Origin of the sequence: Imbroritus primus, from assembly GCF_964332355.1 — a bacterium.
Taxonomy (GTDB): Bacteria; Pseudomonadota; Gammaproteobacteria; order Burkholderiales; family Burkholderiaceae; genus Imbroritus; species Imbroritus primus.
Map to the genome: position 1 here is coordinate 316,160 of NZ_OZ201293.1, position 16,952 is coordinate 333,111.

The window sequence follows — 16,952 nt, forward strand, 5'->3', positions numbered from 1 at the left end:
GCCGCTTGTGGCGCGTGTCCACGGCCCTGAGCCGGCCCATGGCGCTTGTTCCAGGGCGTCGGCCGGTAGCGCGGCCGGCCGGACATGCTGCACTGCTGTGCTGTCGCCGTGCCTCCCGGCCGCGCCGGGGGGCAGTATGCAATGACCATGTGCGCGGCGGCCCCGCAGCGGGGCCGATCCTCCTTGGAGTCATCGATGTCTTTTACGCTGCACGGTATTCCGGTTTCCCGCGATTTTGCCATTGGGCGCGCCCACCTGCTGGCGCGCGCAGCCCTGGATGTTTCCCATTACCTGGTCGATGAAGACCATATCGATGAAGAGATCGAGCGGCTGCGTCGCGCCCGCGCCACCGTGCGCAGCGAACTGCAGGTCCTGAAGCGCGACTTGCCCCGCGATGCGCCCGAGGAAATGGCCGCCTTCCTCGATGTGCATGCCATGATTCTCGATGACGAGATGCTGGCCGACGTGCCGGAAACGCTCATCCGCGTGCGCCGCTATAACGCCGAGTGGGCGCTGACGACCCAGCTCGAGGAGCTGATGCGCCAGTTCGACGAGATCGAGGATGAATACCTGCGGGCGCGCAAGGCGGACATCGAGCAGGTGGTCGAGCGAATACTCAAGGTGCTGGCAGGTGCGGCGGTGATCCCGCCGGTCGACGCGGCGGCGGACGACGAGGAGGCGCCGGGCGTGATCGTGGTGGCGCACGACATCGCGCCGGCCGACATGCTGCAGTTTCGCGACCGTACTTTCCACGGCTTCGTCACCGATCTCGGCGGCCGCACCTCGCATACCGCGATCGTCGCGCGCAGCCTCGATATTCCCGCAGCGGTGGGCGTGCCCAGCGCCAGCGAGGTGATTCGCCAGGATGACTGGGTGATCATCGACGGCGACGCCGGCATCGTGATCGTCGATCCCAGTGAAATCATTCTCGAGGAATACCGTCATCGGCAGCGTGAGCGCCTGCTGCACAAGAAACGCCTGCAGCGCCTGCTGCGCACGCCCACCGTCACGCTTGACGGGGTGCAGGTCGGCCTGCTCGCGAACATCGAACTGGCCGAGGACGCGGCTTCCGCCCTGGCGGCGGGCGCGGTTGGCGTCGGTCTGTTCCGTTCCGAATTCCTGTTCATGAACAGCCGTGAAGGACTGCCCGACGAAAATACCCAGTTCGAGGCCTACCGCACGGCGGTGGAGTCAATGAAGGGTCTGCCCGTGACCATCCGTACTGTCGATATCGGCGCCGACAAGCCACTCGACAGCCGCGTGGCGGAATTCGAAACGGCGCCCAATCCGGCGCTTGGCTTGCGCGCCATCCGCTGGTCGCTGTCCGAGCCGTCGATGTTCCTGACACAGTTGCGCGCGCTGCTGCGGGCATCGGCCTACGGGCAGGTGAAGATCCTGGTACCGATGATGGCGCACGCCCGCGAGATCGACCAGACACTGGAACTGCTCGAGCAGGCCAAGCGGCAGCTCGACGACGCTGGCGTGCCATACGACCCGACCATCAAGATCGGCGCGATGATCGAGATTCCCGCGGCGGTGCTGATGCTGCCAATGTTCCTGCGGCGGCTGGATTTCCTGTCCATCGGTACCAATGACCTGATCCAGTACACGCTGGCCATCGATCGGGCCGACAATGCCGTGGCGCATCTCTATGATCCCCTGCATCCCGCGGTGCTGCAGTTGATTGCGCGCACCATTCACGAGAGCCGCGAGGCCGGCGTGCCGATCTCGGTCTGCGGCGAGATGGCCGGCGATCCGGCCATGACGCGCCTGCTGCTCGGTATGGGGCTGCGCGAATTCTCGATGCACCCCTCGCAGTTGCTGCAGGTCAAGCAGGAGATCCTGCGGTCTGACTGCGGCCGGCTGGAACAACTCGTGCGCCCGGTGCTTGATGCCTACGAGCCGGATGCGCTCGAGGCGGCGCTGGAGCGGCTGCAGCACGACTGACTGCGGGGGGGGGGCAGATTCCAGGCAGAGCCCTGGCCATATTTCTGGCGGTTTCCCCACCGCCAGCGTGGCATGAAATCCTCACGCAAGTGACGGCTTCTGCCTAAATAATCCGCACCCATCAAATGGGAATTGTTATCATTCAGATTCTCTGTTATGCTGGATTCCACGCAAGGCCGAAATGCGTCGTGGTGACGCACCGGCTCCTGCCTGCGGGAGGTGCGCGTGTACGTCTGTATCTGCAACCAGGTTTCCGATCGTGAGATCCACGGCGCCGTCCGTCTTGGCGTGACGACCCTGGACGAGCTCGCCGAGACACTGGGCGTGGGCACTTGTTGCGGGCGTTGCCGCGAGTGTGCCCAGAACGTCCTGCAGGACGGCATGGCCGCCGCCGCTCTCCAGCCTGTCAGCCTGATTCGCAAGACTGCGGATCATCCTTCCTATGCCAGTCCCGGGTCGCATGCCATAATGCAGGCTGAAGGCCCGCTGGTCGCCAACGACCAAAGCAGCGAACTGACCGCCTGAGCGTCAGTCGGACAGCATCGTCCTTCGCGTGTTGCCCTGCCGGTTGCGCCACACTATCCGTGGGGCGGACAGCAGGGCATTACCGCATGCGGGCCAGAAGAACCTCACAGGAGCCCGGTATGAAAGGTGATAAGCGCGTCATTCAGTATCTCAATCAGCAACTCACCAACGAGCTGACGGCAATCAACCAGTATTTCCTGCACGCCAGGATCTACCGTCACTGGGGCTTCAAGAAGATCGGCGAGCACGAATACCGCGAGTCGATCGGCGAGATGAAGCATGCCGACAAGCTCATCGACCGCATCCTCATGCTCGAAGGCCTGCCGAACCTGCAGGACCTGCACAAGGTCATGGTCGGCGAGAACACGCCGGAGATGCTGTCGTGCGATCTCACGCTCGAGAAAAGTGCGCACGCGCTCGTCAAGGAGGCGATCGCCTATTGCGAGAGCGTGAGCGATTTCGTCAGCCGCGAACTGTTCGTGGAAATCCTCGACGATACCGAGGAGCATATCGACTGGCTCGAAACCCAGCTCGAGCTGATCGACAAGGTGGGCCTGCAGAACTACCTGCAGTCGCAAATGGAGCCGGGCGAGGCCTGAGCCGGTTGTTTTCCTGATTCCCGAATCCGCCGCGCCCGCAGTGTGGGCGCCGTTGCGGGGAGTTGAGGTATGTCCTGCGGTTTCCGGGCCGGGGTCCGTGCCTTGTTCCCCGCTCGCTGCCGATCACGTCCGCGTTGCAGCGTATCTTCCCTGTGTTTTCAGTCCTTGCCGACTCTCCGGACGTGCCTGAGCATGGTCTAAAGTGCCGGCGCGTGCTCCGCGTGGCTGCACACCTCGCACTCCGGATTGCGCGCCAAGGCCAGGCTGGTCCACTCCATGCTGCGTGCATCGAGCATCAGCAGCCTGCCGGCCAGCGATTCTCCCGTCCCGATCAGCAGCTTCAGCGCTTCGGCGGCCTGCACCGTGCCGACCATGCCAACTACCGGTGCAAATACGCCCATGGTGGCGCAGGCCACTTCAGGCGCATCGGCCGACGGCGGAAACAGGCAGGCATAGCACGGGTTCTCGGGCACACGCTTGTCGTACACGCTGATCTGTCCATCGAAGCGGATCGCCGCGCCCGACACCAGCGGTATGCGGTGGGTGACGCAGGCGCGATTGATCGCATGGCGTGTGGCGAAGTTGTCGCAGCAGTCCAGCACGACATCCGCAGTGCGTACCAGCGCACCGAGGCGCGCCAGATCGACACGTTCCTGTACTAGCTCGACCGCCACGCCGGGGTTCAGACGTTCGATAGCCTCGCGTGCCGATTCAACCTTGAGTCGGCCGACATTGGCCGTGGTGTGGATGATCTGGCGCTGCAGGTTGGTGAGATCGACCGTGTCGTCATCGACGATCGTCAGGCGACCCACGCCGGCTGCGGCGAGGTATGGCAGTGCCGCCGCGCCCAGGCCGCCCGCGCCGATCACCAGCGCATGGGCGGCGAGCAGCCGCGTCTGTCCTTCGATGCCGATTTCGTCGAGCAGGATGTGACGCGAGTAGCGGAGCAGCTGATCGTCTTGCATGATGCGGTGTGGACGCAATAGGGCGTCAATAGGACGGCAATGCGACAGCAGGCCCCGCCTGCCGTCAGCTTCCGTCAGGGTGCGTTCTGGCCAGTCGGGGTGCCGAGCGGCTTGATGCCCGGTTCGCTGGCCGGGGCGGCAGGCGCTGCCGGCTTGGCGGGCGTCGCCTTGGCTGGCGCCGTTGTCGCCGCGGGCAGGCGGCGGCCCTTGTTGGCGTCATTCGTCGCCATGGCCTCGAGCGCCGATTTCGAGCGCTTCACCGGCTGGCCCTTCAATTGCGCGATGGCCTGCTGCAGCATGAAGTCATCAGCCGAGCCCAGTTCCGGCGGGCGCTTCTTGCGATCGCGCTCGCGTTCTTCCGGCGTTTTCTTGGCGTTTTCTTCCTCGAGCCGGCGCAGTTCCTCGATGCGGCGCTGTTCGCGCTCCGTCATCTCCTGCTCTTCCGATTCCTGCTTGTTGCGCAGGTGGCGCTCGGTGTCGATCTCGCGCGTGATCAGTGCGTCATCCGGATCGCCCTCGGCGCTCTGGTCGACCGGCACGTCGGGCCGAATGCCCTTGGCCTGGATCGACTTGCCGGATGGCGTGTAGTAGTAGGCAATGGTCAGCTTGATGCCGGTGTCGTTCGACAGCGGTCGCACGGTCTGCACCGAGCCCTTGCCGAACGAGGTCTTGCCCATGATGGTGGCACGCTTGTGGTCCTGCAGCGCGCCCGCCACGATTTCCGAGGCCGAGGCGGTGTAGGCGTTGGTCAGTACGACCATCGGCACGGTCTTGAAGATCGGCGGCAGGCTGCGCAGCGGATCGTCCTCGAACGACGACAGCCGGTAGTTTGCGTAGTTCGCGCGGTACTGGCGCTTGGCGTCCGGCACCTGACCATTGGTTGATACCACCAGCGCATCGTCCGGCAGGAAGGCGGCCGAGACGCCGACGGCGCCCTGCAGCACGCCGCCACCGTTGTTGCGCAGGTCGAGCACCAGACCCTTGAGATTCGGTTCCTTTTCGGCGATTTCCTTCAGCTTGCGCGCCAGGTCCGGCACCGTGCGTTCCTGGAAGGAGGTCAGGCGTACCCAGGCATAGCCCGGTTCCAGGACCTTCGACTTGACCGATTGCACGCGGATCTCGGCACGCGTGATGGTCACCGGGAAGGTACGCTCGTCGGACTTGCGGTAGATGGTCAGCGTGACCTTGGTGCCTGGCTCGCCGCGCATGCGCTTGACGGCCTGCTCGAGCGGCATGCCGCGTACCGGCTTGTCGTCGATGCGCGTGATCAGGTCACCCGGCTGGATGCCGGCGCGAAAGGCGGGCGTGTCCTCGATCGGGTTGATGACCTTGACCAGGCCTTCTTCCTGCGAGATCTCGATGCCCAGCCCGGCGAAACGGCCGCGCGTGCCTTCCTGCAATTCGTTGAAGTCTTTCTTGTCGAGATACGCCGAATGCGGATCAAGGCTCGACACCATGCCCTTGATCGCCTCTGTCAGCAGTTTCTGGTCGTTGACCGGTTCCACATACTCGCGCTTGATCTGCCCGAAGATGTCCGCCATCAGCCGGAGCTGCTCGAGCGGCAGCGGGCCGGGTGTGTTCTGGGCCGTGGCCGAGAACTGCAGCGTGGCCAGCACGCCAGTCACCAGGCCGGCGGAGATCAGGGTAAGGTTCTTGAGCGAGGGTCGCATGTGTCGATGCCTGAACAGAAAATTGCCGCGAAGTTGCGGCAGAGCCCGGCAAAAACGCTATCAGAATGCTTCTGGCGTCGTCGCCCGGCCTTGCCGTACTACTTGTACTGTCTGCGGCCGTGCGCCTAGCCAGAATCGCTTCGCTTCATTCTGATAGCGTTTCATCCCGAGCGTGCCACAGTATAAAGCGGTCCAGTCCCGGCTGCCGGACCACCCGCAGGTTTATTTGGCCTTGCCCTGGTTGGCGACAGCGGCCAGCGAGGCCTCCACCGCCGCAGCATCGCCGAGGTAGTAGTGGCGGATCGGCTTGAGCATCGCATCCAGTTCATACACCAGCGGCGTGCCGTTGGGGATGTTCAGCCCGACGATCTCACTGTCGGAGATATTGTCGAGGTATTTCACCAGGGCGCGGATGCTGTTGCCGTGGGCCGCGATCACGATACGCTTGCCAGCCACGATGTCCGGGGCGATTTTCTCGTTCCACAGCGGCAGCACGCGCGCTACCGTATCCTTCAGGCACTCGGTGAGGGGGATTTGTTCCCGGTCGAGGCCGGCGTAGCGCGGGTCGGCATACGAAGTGCGTTCATCGTCGGCGGCCAGCGCCGGCGGCGGCGTATCGTAGCTGCGGCGCCAGACCAGCACCTGCTCGTCGCCGAACTTGGCGGCCGTCTCGGCCTTGTTGAGGCCCGACAGCGCGCCATAGTGGCGCTCGTTGAGCCGCCACTCGTGTTCCACCGGAATCCACAGCAGGTCCATTTCCTCCTGCACATGCCACAGCGTGCGGATGGCGCGCTTGAGCACCGAGGTATAGGCCACATCGAAGGTAAAGCCGGCTTCCTTGAGCAGCTTGCCGCCCTCGCGGGCCTGCGCGATACCGGTGTCGGTCAGGTCGACGTCGACCCAGCCGGTAAAGCGGTTTTCCTTGTTCCAGGTGGATTCGCCGTGGCGAATCAGTACGAGCTGATACATGGTGCGTCCTGAAGTGAACTGATGATCGGTCATAATACGGCCACTGCACGGCGTGCGCGCCACGCGGCCAATCCGCTATTTTATAATGCGGCGACCCAACTCCCGCCTGGAAACCCATCGTGACGTTTTTTTCCGACTACAACAATCTCGGTTTGCTCGCCATTGCCCTCGTCTCGGGCGGCCTGCTGGCCTGGCCGGCGCTGACGCGGCGCACCACTGGCGCGAGCGTGAATATCTCCGAAGCGACCCGGCTGATCAACAAGCACAATGCAGTTGTCGTGGATATCCGCGATGCCGTCGAATACGCCGCCGGCCACTTGCCGCAAGCCAAGTCGGCGCCGCTTGCGGAACTTGCGGGCAAGGTCGCGACCCTTGCAAAGAACAAGTCCAACCCCATCATCGTGGTATGCCAGACCGGCAAGCTGTCGGGCAAGGCCCATGCAGCCATCAAGGAAGCCGGGTACAGTGAGGTGTATTCGCTCGAAGGCGGCATCAACGCCTGGCGACTGGCGGGCTTGCCGCTGGTGAAGTGAGCGGTTGACCACAGGAGAAGCAAGGCATGGCCAAAGTTGTGATGTACAGCACCACCGTCTGTCCCTACTGCCAGATGGCAGAACGGCTGCTGCGTTCGCGCGGCGTCGACGCAATCGAAAAGATTCTCATCGACCGGGAGCCCGGCAAGCGCGAGGAAATGATGGAGCGCACCGGCCGCCGTACGGTTCCGCAGATCTACGTGGGCGAAACCCACGTCGGCGGTTTCGACGACCTCTCGGCGCTCGACAAGCAAGGTGGGCTGCAGCCGCTGCTGGCCGCGTGATGTTTTCGGTCTCCGCCGTGCGGGGACCGTGCTGATCCTCATGTAACATAACGTTTTCCCGCGCGGCATGCTGCGCGGCCACCGTCGTGTGGCCGGTGTGCATGCGGCCCGCCGCGCATTCCATCGACAGTTTCCCTCGACATTACCGACAGACTTCCATGAGCGAACAGCAAGCCAATCAGGCACAAGACGATCAGCCCTTTTTCAACATCCAGCGCATCTACCTCAAGGACCTGTCGCTGGAGCAGCCGAATTCACCGGCCATTTTCCTCGAGCAGGAAGCACCGGGCGTGGAAGTCCAGGTCGACGTGTCGGCCGCCCAGCTCGGCGAAGACGTGTTCGAAGTCGTTGTCACCGGCACCGTGACCACCAAGGTCCAGGACCGCGTGGCCTTCCTCGTGGAAGCTCACCAGGCCGGCATCTTCGATATCCGCAATGTGCCGGTCGAGCAACTCGATCCGCTGCTGGGCATCGCCTGCCCGACCATCCTCTATCCGTACCTGCGCTCCAACATTGCCGACACCATCACGCGCGCCGGCTTCCAGGCCATCCACCTGAGCGAAATCAACTTCCAGGCACTCTACGAGCAGCGCCTCGCGGCCGCCATGGAAGAAGCCAATGCGCAGCCCAATGGTAGCGGCGGCAGCGGCATCGTGATGCCCGACGGTTCGCAGGCCAGCACGCACTGAGCGGAATGAGCCGCATTGTCATGGGCTGCCTCGCCACTGAAGCAGGGCGCGGTAACGCGCCCCGTCATGCCCGATGATCCCCGTGACCGTCCTCGGCGCGGGGGCGTGGGGTACCGCGCTGGCCAGCCATGCCGCCCGGGTGCACGACGTGCGGCTGTGGGGGCGCGATGCCGGCGAGCTTGCTGCGATCGGCGCGGCCCGCGAGAATGCCCGCTACCTGCCGGGGGTGCCGTTGCATCCCGGCCTGCGTACCGAACCTGATCTTCAGGCTGCACTGGCCCATGCTGCGCAGCCCGGCGGACTGCTGGTCATCGCCACGCCCGTCGCCGGCCTGCGCGACATGGCACAAGCGTGGCTCGCGCACGCCAGCGCGGCGCGCATGGTCTGGCTGTGCAAGGGCTTCGAACCCGATACGGGCAGGCTGCCGCACCAGATGGTGCAGGAAGTCATCGACGCGCATGGCGGCAGTGCCGCCGGCAACGGCGTCCTGTCGGGCCCGAGCTTCGCGCGCGAGGTCGCGCAGGGCTTGCCGTGCGCACTCACCGTGGCCAGCGATGACCCGGTCGTGTGCGAGCGTGTGCAGCAGGTTTTCCATCATCACGCCATGCGCATCTACGCCTCCGAAGACATCGTCGGCGTCGAGGTCGGCGGGGCAGTGAAGAACGTGCTGGCGATTGCCACCGGGGCGAGCGATGGGCTCGGCCTGGGACTGAATGCGCGGGCCGCGCTGGTAACGCGCGGCCTGGCGGAAATGACGCGCCTGGGCATGGCCCTCGGGGGGCGCACCGAAACATTCATGGGGCTGACAGGCGTGGGTGATCTCATCCTGACGGCCACGGGCGACCTGTCGCGCAACCGCACGGTTGGCATGCGACTGGCGCAAGGGGGAAAGCTGGACGACATTCTGCGCGACCTTGGTCATGTCGCAGAAGGCGTCCGGTGCGCGCGCGCGGTCTTGGCGCTCGCAAAACAACAGGGCGTCGATATGCCCATTACGGAGGCGGTGTGCGAAGTGCTGTTCAATGGTCTGCCAGTTCAGACCGCCGTCGAGCGGCTCCTCCAGCGGGACGCGCGCGCCGAATAATCTGGACCTTCGTGGCGTGGGCCGGCGCCTGTTTGGCCTCGCAGGCCCTGGCCAGCAATACGCCATCCGTTCCCTCTTCCGGTATCGCCACCAACAGCGCTTCAACAGAGGCCACGGCAGCCTGGCCGAGCCGCCCGGTGCGCATGGTTGTGCCGTACCCGCCGGGGTCCACGCCGGACCTGATCGCGCGTTACGTCAGCGAAAAGCTAGGCGGTGTCATCGGCCAGCCAGTCGTCATCGACAACCGTGTTGGCGCCGGCGGCAACATCGGCACCGGATATGTGGCACGGGCCAAGCCCGACGGCTATACGCTGTTGTTCACCATCAACGGCCCGCTGGTCACCGCGCCGCTGCTGTATTCACGGCTTGGCTACGATCCTGCGCGCGACTTCGTGCCGGTGGCACTGATCGCCACCTCGCCGTCGGTCCTGGTAGTGGATGCCCGCCTGCCGGTGCGCACGGTCGCTGAATTGCGTGCCTATGCCGCAGCGCGTCCGGGCAAGCTGGCATATGGTTCTGTTGGCAAGGGCAGTTCGGCGCATCTGACGATGGAGCAATTCAAGAGCCGCGCCGAGATTGATCTGCTGCATGTGCCCTACGCGAGCTATGCACAGGTCGTCACTGCGATGATGGGCGGTCATGTGCAGGTGGCCTTCATGGTGCCGGGTTCGGCCATGCCCCAGGTACAGACGGGAAAGCTGCGCGCCCTGGCCGTGACCGCGCCGGCGCGTTCGATGCTGTTGCCCGATCTGCCGACCATGATCGAATCGGGGTTCAGCCAGCTGGAGTCGACCACCTGGCAGGCGCTGCTCGCGCCGGCCAATACACCCGCGCCCATTGTCGAGCGTCTGCAGAAGATCATTGCCGATCTGTTGCATGACGATGCCACACGGGCGGCATTCAAGGCCAATTATTTCTTGCCGGCCACTGGCGCGGTCTCCCTGCTCGGTGACTTCATGAAGACCGAGCGCGAACGTTGGGCTGTGTGGATCCGCGCCGCCAACCTGCATCCCGAACCCTGAGCATTGCGCTGGTCAGGCGCCGCCATCGTAGCCCGCCTGCCGCCACGCTTCATAGACGACCACCGCAACGCTATTCGACAGGTTCAGACTACGGTTGCCCGGGCGCATCGGCAGGCGTATGCGCTGCGCTGGCGGAAAGCTGTCGCGCAGCGTGGCCGGCAGTCCGCTCGTTTCGGAGCCGAAGACAAACCAGTCGCCAGGCTGGAAAGCCAGGTTCGCGAACGGCATCGAGCCACGCGTCGTCATGGCGAACATGCGTGCCGTATCCGGCTGCTCGGCTGCCAGCAGCGCCTCCCAGTCGTCATGCACCTTCATCGTGGCGTACTCGTGATAGTCGAGTCCGGCGCGGCGCAGGCGTGCATCATCAATATCGAACCCCAGGGGCTTGACCAGATGCAGTTGTGCACCGGTGTTGGCACACAGCCGGATGACGTTGCCGGTATTGGGCGGTATCTCGGGAGCGACGAGCACGACATGAAACATGGTGATGGCGAGAAGCAGATGGGCGAGGCCGCAGTGTAGCAGCCCTGCCCATCGTGCCTTGCCCGGCTGCGTGCCCGGCTATGTCCGGCGTGCTTCTAGCGCGCGATCTGGAAGGTGTACACCCGCATGCTGGTCCGCGCGCTGGGTGCCTGCGGCGCCGGCCGTGCCGCGCGCGTGCGGTAGGCGGCGAAGCCGGCGTCCATGAAGGCCATCACATCGTCGTTCGCGGCGGCTTCATTACCGGGAGTAGCCCCTCGTGTTTGCGCCAGGGATGGCTGCGCGAGAAAGGAAAAATCGGCGCGCTCCTGCCCGCGGCCGGCATCCACGGCAATCGTCAGCAGCCGTTCCATGCCCAACGTATCGTCGGTGATCTCGATCTCGAAGGCATGGCTGGCGTTCGGTTCGAGGCGGTTGCTCGCGCCCGCCCCATCGGGAAACAGCGTATTGATGCCATAGCGCGCATCCAGATACAGCATGGTCACGTCGACTGGCGTGAGGCCAGTATTTCGCATGGCGACCGCCAGCCGGTCGCCTGGTCGCAGCGTCGGCACCTGCTCCGGCGCGACGTCGACCGTACCTTCCGTGCTGGCCCGACGCAGCGAGACCTCAAGGCGCGAGGTCGCGTCTCCGGTCTCGGACAATCGGGCCGCGAGGCGCAGCAGGTTGGTCGCGCGTGCCACGGCGTGCAGCGAAGTTGCCAGCCTGCGCTCCAGGCTGGCTTTCGTATCGGCTGTGGCCAGCAGTGTCGCGCTCTGCGGGCATGTGCCATTGCCATCGGTACCGGTGTCGCACGATGTCCCGTGCAGCGACGGCGGCAACAGTACGATGCGGTCCGGCCGCAGCTTGAGCAGGACGTCCCCTTGCGCCGGGGCATCCACCCAGGTGAGCACGGTCCCGGGGACCGCGTCAGGCATGCCGCGCAGGCGCTTCACCGTTGCGCTGCCTGCGCACGCTGTCTGCTGGCAGTCGCGCCCATCCACGCTGACGCGCAATGCGTAGTCCGGCAGCGATTGCACGGCTCGCGCATACGTGCCTTTCGGCAGCGTGGCGAGTTGTAGTGCGGGCTTGCCGCGATATGTCACCGGTTCGGCACGGGCCATGGCGAGCGACACATCGGTCAGGCGAATATAACCAAGCGCCTTGTCGGTCGGGGCCAGCGGATCCGCCATGACGGCAAGCGTCGCGCCCTTGATCAAGCCGGCCAGTGCGCCGGCACGAACGGTGAGCGGTGCGCCGGCTTCAAGGGCCCATTGGCGCACGACCGGAACCTGCTGTCCAAGAACCGGCTGGTCGAGCGCTGTACCTGAGAACAGCGGTGTCACGCGTGTTTCATTCATCGCACCGTAGCGGGCCAGCACATATTGCGCCATCTGCCGATAGGTCATCGGCGTGCCGGTTTCGAGCGCTTCCATCAACATGTAGCCGAACAGGCCGTACTGGCGGCCTTCGGCGTGACCCACCGGCAGGCGCATTTCAGGCGTTGTCTCGCGCGTTTGCGCTGCATAGAAAAAGACGGAGCCGCCATCACCCGTGCCGGCCAGCGCCGGCGAGCCTGGCTTGAGGCTGGCGGGAGCGGGGCCGCCGCGCATGCGACTGCCTTCGCGCGCGGCGTGATCGAGAACCGTCTGCGGAACGCCCAACTGCATGGGGTTGACGTAGCGCATGCGCACGTCCGGATTGGCGCCGCGCACCAGCGTAGCGGAATGGCAAGCGTCGAATACGCCCCAGACGAACGCGCCGGTGGCGCGGATCCGGTCGACGGCGGCACGCAGTTCGGTCTTGATCAGGGCATTCTCGACGCTGCCGCGTGCGCCGGACCAATGACCGATATCGCGCGGCAGGAAGATCTCGAAGAGGCCATCGGTCTCGGCACGGCCCTCTTCCGTGGTGCGGTCGGCCGGCTGCTGGCTGCCGTGTCCGGCAAAGTAGAGGAGGACGGTGTCCTCCTTGGTGGCGGTTTTGGCCAGACGATCGAGCGCGTCAAGGATATTGGCGCGCGTCGGCAGTTCGGCGCTAGGCACGCCATCCGCGAGCACGGTCATATTGGTTGCCTGAAAGCCCCGGCGGCTCAGGATGTCGCGCATGCGCGCGATATCGTTGCGCGGACCTTCAAGCTGGAAATTCTGGTCGAGGCTGGGATATTCGGACACACCGACAAGCAGCGCGCGCATGGTCGCGGCGTTCGTGCCGGCGGACCAGACTGCAGCAAGGGCGAGGATCAGAGATGGCAGGAGCCGATGCAGTCGTATGCGCATGGTGATCGCGAGCCGATGGGGACAACGCAGGTACGGCACGATGCCTGACACGCCCCAGGGACTGAAGGAATCGAAGGAAAGCGCCGCATCCTGTCCGGAGGGTACGGCCCGCTGCGGTGTAGGGCGGTCACGGCGGTGGAGATTCGCCGCCGCCGTGACGTGCCTCATGGTATCAGTACGCGCCGCATGCCCGACGGCAGGAATATAGGTTGCCTCCGTTCGAGCCGCTGATGCAATCCATGACGCATGCGTGTACGCCATAGCCGCGCATTTTTTCACCCGGCTTGGCCTGTGCCTTGGCTTCCGCCTCCACGATCTCCTTTTCCAGCTTGACCGCCTCGGCCGTCAGCTTGTCGGCCTGCAACTGCGCCTTGAGGGCTTGAGTACGCAGATCTTGCGCCTGGGTTTCCTTGGCCGACAGGTCCGCGCCGATGGCGGCGAGGCTGCCGGTGCCCAATGCAAATACTGCCAACATCATCATCAGGTACTTCTTCATGTTCTTCTCCTTTGAATAAACAAACTCCTCCGTCGCGCAATCCTGCATGCAGTCAGCTCGCGCCTGCATCTGAACCAGTTGCCCGGTGGCGACACAGTGGCGTCATCGCGAGATTTTCCCAATCCGGGAATGCGTTCCGCGGTGTATTCGAATGCAAAACACAGCGGCCGGATTCCCCGCTAAAGGAGTAACCCAATGTAGTGCTTGCGCCCCGAACCAAGCTGCGGTTTTCTGTGCGCTGCACACGGTGGGCACGGTGGTTGCCGGGGTACCGGTCTGCGCGGGTGCCACTGCTGATAATGGAACGCAGCAGCATCGCCAACCGGGTTCACGCTGATCAGAAATTGACTGCGGCGCGGGCGCCTTTGGCGATTAACCCGAACAGCCCTGTTGCTGCGTTACATCACATACAGGGCGGCACTGGCGGCGTCGACGGCAGTTGCAGCGCATGACCACCGGGTTGCGTTCTCTCTCAGGAAACCACAGGAAATCACCGCATGCACCTACGGAAACTTGTCGTCGCGGGTTTGCTCTGGACGGCTGGCAGTGCGCTCGCGCAGGCGCCGCAGATGACGCTGTCGCTCGGCCCGCACACTGACGCGCCCGACGGTTCGGCCTGCGCCGCGGTGATGGCCCAGCCGGACGCGGTGACACGCCGCCTGACCGAAGCCGACGTGATCGGCTGGCATGCCGAGCACGGCCGCATGGCGCTCGACCCAGCCCGCTTTCCTGCGGATTCGGGCCTGCCCGGGCTGATGGATCGTTGTTTCGCACTGGCCATCGACGGCAAAACGGTCGAGGCAGGATTGGCGCTGTCCGTGAATACGCCGTTGCTGACCGGTTATCCCACGCTCAACGTGGCCGAGCGAAATGGCACGGTGGAGTTGCAGCTCACGAGCAGTAACCATGGCCGTCATATCCGCCTGGTACACCGCGATGCGCTGCATGCCGTGCTGGCGCAGCCCGCCAGCCTGGCACGTTGGCGGGCGCGTGCACAGCATCCGGAACAGTATGCAGCGATGGGCGAGGCGTGGGCGAACGCCGTACGTCGCTTGATTGACCAGAAGATCATCCGGGCCGGCATCCCATTCTCCGATGTGGTGGCGCAACTCGGCGAGCCGACGCGCAGCACGCCTGGCGATGCCGGCATCGTGCGCTACCAGTGGTATTTCGAGACGCCGATGCACGTTAATCCGATGTTTTCCCTTGCCGCTGAACAGGGCAAGGTCACCGGCTACCGCCTGGAGCGACGTTGATGATGGCGCGTAATGCATCGATTCGAAGAGCGCCGCAGGCCGGTGGGCCGATGCGCCGGTGGGTTGCGCTGACATTGATGGCCGGGGTTGTCGCCGTCGCTCAGGATCCGGCACACGCGCAGGATGTGCGGGATGCGCAGCAGGCGCGCCTGGCGCTCTGGGTCACCTCGCCGATCGGTGCCAGCAATGCCGCGCATTGCAATATGCCTGCCACCATCCCCCAGGGCCCTCCGGACCTGACCGAGGATGACGTTCTTGCATGGCAGCCTGCCACGGCGACATGGGCGGTCGATGTGACGCGTCTCGACGTGCACGTGCGCCGGCCCGTCGACCACTGCTTCGTGCTGGCGCTCGATGGGCGCCGGGTGCATGGCGTCATCCTGGCACCGCAATCCGCGCGCTTGATCCGCTTTCCGACACTGCTCGCTGACGCACGACGTGGCGGCCTGGTGTTGCGTCTGAATGCGAGTCATGACGGTCAGGCTTTTCCGCTGGGGCAGGAATGGCTCGATGCGATCCTGCAATCGCGCACTGCGCCTTGAGGGGCATGCGCCTTAGGTTGTCTTCTTTCCTGATTTTCTTCCGGACCTCGTCATGAAACGACAGTCTTTCCTGATCATCGCGCTGGCCGTGCCCACACTGGCGCTGGCAGGCGTCAGTGCGCAGAACGGCAATTTCTACATCACCTATGAAGACGTCGCCCATACCCAGGGCGGCCCCGCCTTCAGCCTGCGCCGCACCTACAATTCGTTGAGCCCTGAGCGCGGCTGGCTCGGTGTGGGCTGGGGCACGCCGTACGAGACACGCCTGGTCGTCATGCCCGATGGCACGGCTGACGTGGTCGAGAATGGATCGGGCAGTGTCAGCCGCTATCGTCCGGAAGCGCCTGTGGATACTGCCGCAGGTGCCGCGCGGCTGGCCGAAGTCATTGCGGCACGCGACAAGCTTGCGGCCGAGGCGGTGCCGGTACTGCGCGACCGGCTGGCCGGAGATGAAGCCCTACGCCTGCGCAAGGTGCGCGAGTACGACGTGCGCAGCGATCTGGCGGTGGGCACCGTGCTGCGTGATCCGCGTTGCCGCGAGGCGACTGTCAAGCGTACTGCCGATGGATATCAGCGGACCACTTGCGCACGCGCCGTGGACGACTTCGATGCACAGGGCCGGCTCGTACGAAGCGACACCGGCGACGGCCAGCGCATCGTGCTGCACTATGACGACGCGCGCCCCACACGCATCACTGATGCACATGGCCGTACATTGCACCTGACATGGAACGCCGACGGCCTGCTCAGCACCGTACGCAGCGACGATGGCCGCCGGGCAGCCTATCGTTACAGCACGGCGGGCGATCTGGTGGAGAGCACCGATGTCCATGGCACACCGCTGCGCTACACCTACGACGCGGACCATAACCTGACCGAGATCCGCTATATCGATACCACCACCATGCAGATCGCCTACAGTGTGCCGCGACTCGGCCGTGTCGCATCCGTGACTGAGCGGACTGGCGAGCGCACCGAATACACGTATACGGAAGACACGGTGAACGGCGCAATCGCCGCCACCAGTATCCGGACGATCGATAACGATGGCCATGCCCAGGTCCGCCACGTCACGTTCGATCGTGTGCGTACCGACGGCGGCGGCCTGCAGGTCGCAGCAGTATCCAGTATGGGCGACCACGGACGCGGCCGGCTCGATACGCGATACGATCAGCAGGGGCGTCTGGTGCATCGGGCGGATGGCCAAGGTGGTAGTACCGACTATGTCTACCATCCGAAGACCGGCAAGCTGATCATGCTGCTTGGCTCCAGTACGCAACGCGTGTTCCGTTATGACGATTGTGGACGCCTGATCCAGGCGGACAGCAGCGATGGCCGGCATATCGAGCTTACGTATCTCGCGGGCACCCGGCAGATTGGCAGTATGATCGAACGACAGGGCAAGACGGCGCCGCGCGAACTGAAATTCCGCTACAACCCTGCCGGCAAGCCGGTGGAGATCCAGCTTGTGGGTACGGGGACGATCCATGTCCGCTATGACGCGCAGGGCGAGATCGAGCATGTCGAAGCGCCACGCGGCGGCCCACGCACGGCAATGCAGGTGACGCAGGCATTCAGCAACTTGCTGCAGGTCGTCAAGGTGGCTGGTGTCAATACATCGTTGTGAGGAGCA

The 16,952-nt window shown here is 64.6% G+C and carries 17 protein-coding genes; 11 read left to right on the plus strand and 6 right to left on the minus strand.

Features of this window, described 5'->3' with window-relative positions:
- The first annotated feature begins 195 nt into the window (after nt 1–195).
- The 3 genes from ptsP (at nt 196) to bfr (ending at nt 3,071) form a co-directional block, all read left to right on the plus strand.
- On the plus strand, nt 196–1,947 hold the full coding sequence (ptsP, locus tag ACQ3C8_RS01420) for a phosphoenolpyruvate--protein phosphotransferase (RefSeq protein WP_009521029.1): 1,752 nt from the start codon (nt 196–198) through the stop codon (nt 1,945–1,947).
- A 225-nt stretch (nt 1,948–2,172) separates the two neighbouring features.
- A complete protein-coding gene (locus tag ACQ3C8_RS01425; protein WP_009521030.1) occupies nt 2,173–2,472 on the plus strand; it encodes a (2Fe-2S)-binding protein in 300 nt (99 codons plus the stop codon).
- Between the two features lie 119 nt (nt 2,473–2,591).
- Complete coding sequence (gene bfr, locus ACQ3C8_RS01430; RefSeq protein ID WP_009521031.1) at nt 2,592–3,071, plus strand: bacterioferritin; 480 nt, start codon at nt 2,592–2,594, stop codon at nt 3,069–3,071.
- Between the two features lie 197 nt (nt 3,072–3,268).
- Here bfr and ACQ3C8_RS01435 read toward each other — a convergent pair whose 3' ends face one another.
- From ACQ3C8_RS01435 to gpmA, 3 genes are all read right to left on the minus strand, one after another.
- Nucleotides 3,269–4,036 (minus strand): HesA/MoeB/ThiF family protein, encoded by a 768-nt coding sequence (locus ACQ3C8_RS01435; protein ID WP_009521032.1) that lies wholly within the window; start codon nt 4,034–4,036, stop codon nt 3,269–3,271.
- A 74-nt stretch (nt 4,037–4,110) separates the two neighbouring features.
- Nucleotides 4,111–5,706, minus strand: coding sequence for a S41 family peptidase (locus ACQ3C8_RS01440; RefSeq protein ID WP_009521033.1), 1,596 nt, complete (start codon nt 5,704–5,706; stop codon nt 4,111–4,113).
- Between the two features lie 222 nt (nt 5,707–5,928).
- A complete protein-coding gene (gene gpmA / locus ACQ3C8_RS01445; protein ID WP_428852203.1) occupies nt 5,929–6,675 on the minus strand; it encodes a 2,3-diphosphoglycerate-dependent phosphoglycerate mutase in 747 nt (248 codons plus the stop codon).
- A gap of 119 nt (nt 6,676–6,794) precedes the next feature.
- On the opposite strand from gpmA, the gene ACQ3C8_RS01450 reads away from it, so the two are divergent.
- The 5 genes from ACQ3C8_RS01450 (at nt 6,795) to ACQ3C8_RS01470 (ending at nt 10,287) form a co-directional block, all read left to right on the plus strand.
- Nucleotides 6,795–7,208 (plus strand): rhodanese-like domain-containing protein, encoded by a 414-nt coding sequence (locus ACQ3C8_RS01450; RefSeq protein ID WP_428852204.1) that lies wholly within the window; start codon nt 6,795–6,797, stop codon nt 7,206–7,208.
- 26 nt (nt 7,209–7,234) lie between these two features.
- On the plus strand, nt 7,235–7,492 hold the full coding sequence (gene grxC, locus ACQ3C8_RS01455) for a glutaredoxin 3 (RefSeq protein WP_009521036.1): 258 nt from the start codon (nt 7,235–7,237) through the stop codon (nt 7,490–7,492).
- Nucleotides 7,493–7,650: 158 nt separating this feature from the next.
- The gene (gene secB, locus ACQ3C8_RS01460; protein WP_009521037.1) at nt 7,651–8,181 is read left to right on the plus strand and encodes a protein-export chaperone SecB; all 531 of its coding nucleotides are present in this window, start codon (nt 7,651–7,653) and stop codon (nt 8,179–8,181) included.
- 76 nt (nt 8,182–8,257) lie between these two features.
- A complete protein-coding gene (locus tag ACQ3C8_RS01465; RefSeq protein WP_037029138.1) occupies nt 8,258–9,265 on the plus strand; it encodes an NAD(P)H-dependent glycerol-3-phosphate dehydrogenase in 1,008 nt (335 codons plus the stop codon).
- Nucleotides 9,266–9,297: 32 nt separating this feature from the next.
- Nucleotides 9,298–10,287 (plus strand): Bug family tripartite tricarboxylate transporter substrate binding protein, encoded by a 990-nt coding sequence (locus tag ACQ3C8_RS01470; RefSeq protein WP_428849660.1) that lies wholly within the window; start codon nt 9,298–9,300, stop codon nt 10,285–10,287.
- A 12-nt stretch (nt 10,288–10,299) separates the two neighbouring features.
- Here ACQ3C8_RS01470 and trmL read toward each other — a convergent pair whose 3' ends face one another.
- The 3 genes from trmL to ACQ3C8_RS01485 form a co-directional block, all read right to left on the minus strand.
- Entirely contained in the window at nt 10,300–10,770 is a 471-nt protein-coding gene (gene trmL / locus ACQ3C8_RS01475) for a tRNA (uridine(34)/cytosine(34)/5-carboxymethylaminomethyluridine(34)-2'-O)-methyltransferase TrmL (RefSeq protein WP_428852205.1), read from the minus strand.
- A 95-nt stretch (nt 10,771–10,865) separates the two neighbouring features.
- On the minus strand, nt 10,866–12,941 hold the full coding sequence (locus tag ACQ3C8_RS01480) for a caspase family protein (RefSeq protein WP_428852206.1): 2,076 nt from the start codon (nt 12,939–12,941) through the stop codon (nt 10,866–10,868).
- A 256-nt stretch (nt 12,942–13,197) separates the two neighbouring features.
- Nucleotides 13,198–13,521 (minus strand): hypothetical protein, encoded by a 324-nt coding sequence (locus ACQ3C8_RS01485; protein WP_009521042.1) that lies wholly within the window; start codon nt 13,519–13,521, stop codon nt 13,198–13,200.
- A gap of 497 nt (nt 13,522–14,018) precedes the next feature.
- Here ACQ3C8_RS01485 and ACQ3C8_RS01490 point away from each other — a divergent pair, with 497 nt between their 5' ends.
- The 3 genes from ACQ3C8_RS01490 to ACQ3C8_RS01500 are packed head-to-tail and all read left to right on the plus strand — an operon-like array spanning nt 14,019 to nt 16,946.
- On the plus strand, nt 14,019–14,777 hold the full coding sequence (locus ACQ3C8_RS01490) for a hypothetical protein (protein WP_428852207.1): 759 nt from the start codon (nt 14,019–14,021) through the stop codon (nt 14,775–14,777).
- Nucleotides 14,777–15,319, plus strand: a complete 543-nt coding sequence (locus tag ACQ3C8_RS01495; RefSeq protein WP_009521044.1) for a hypothetical protein — start codon at nt 14,777–14,779, stop codon at nt 15,317–15,319. Before ACQ3C8_RS01490 ends, ACQ3C8_RS01495 begins: the two co-directional genes overlap by 1 nt.
- Nucleotides 15,320–15,371: 52 nt before the next feature.
- On the plus strand, nt 15,372–16,946 hold the full coding sequence (locus ACQ3C8_RS01500) for a DUF6531 domain-containing protein (protein ID WP_428852208.1): 1,575 nt from the start codon (nt 15,372–15,374) through the stop codon (nt 16,944–16,946).
- The last annotated feature ends 6 nt before the right edge of the window (nt 16,947–16,952 follow it).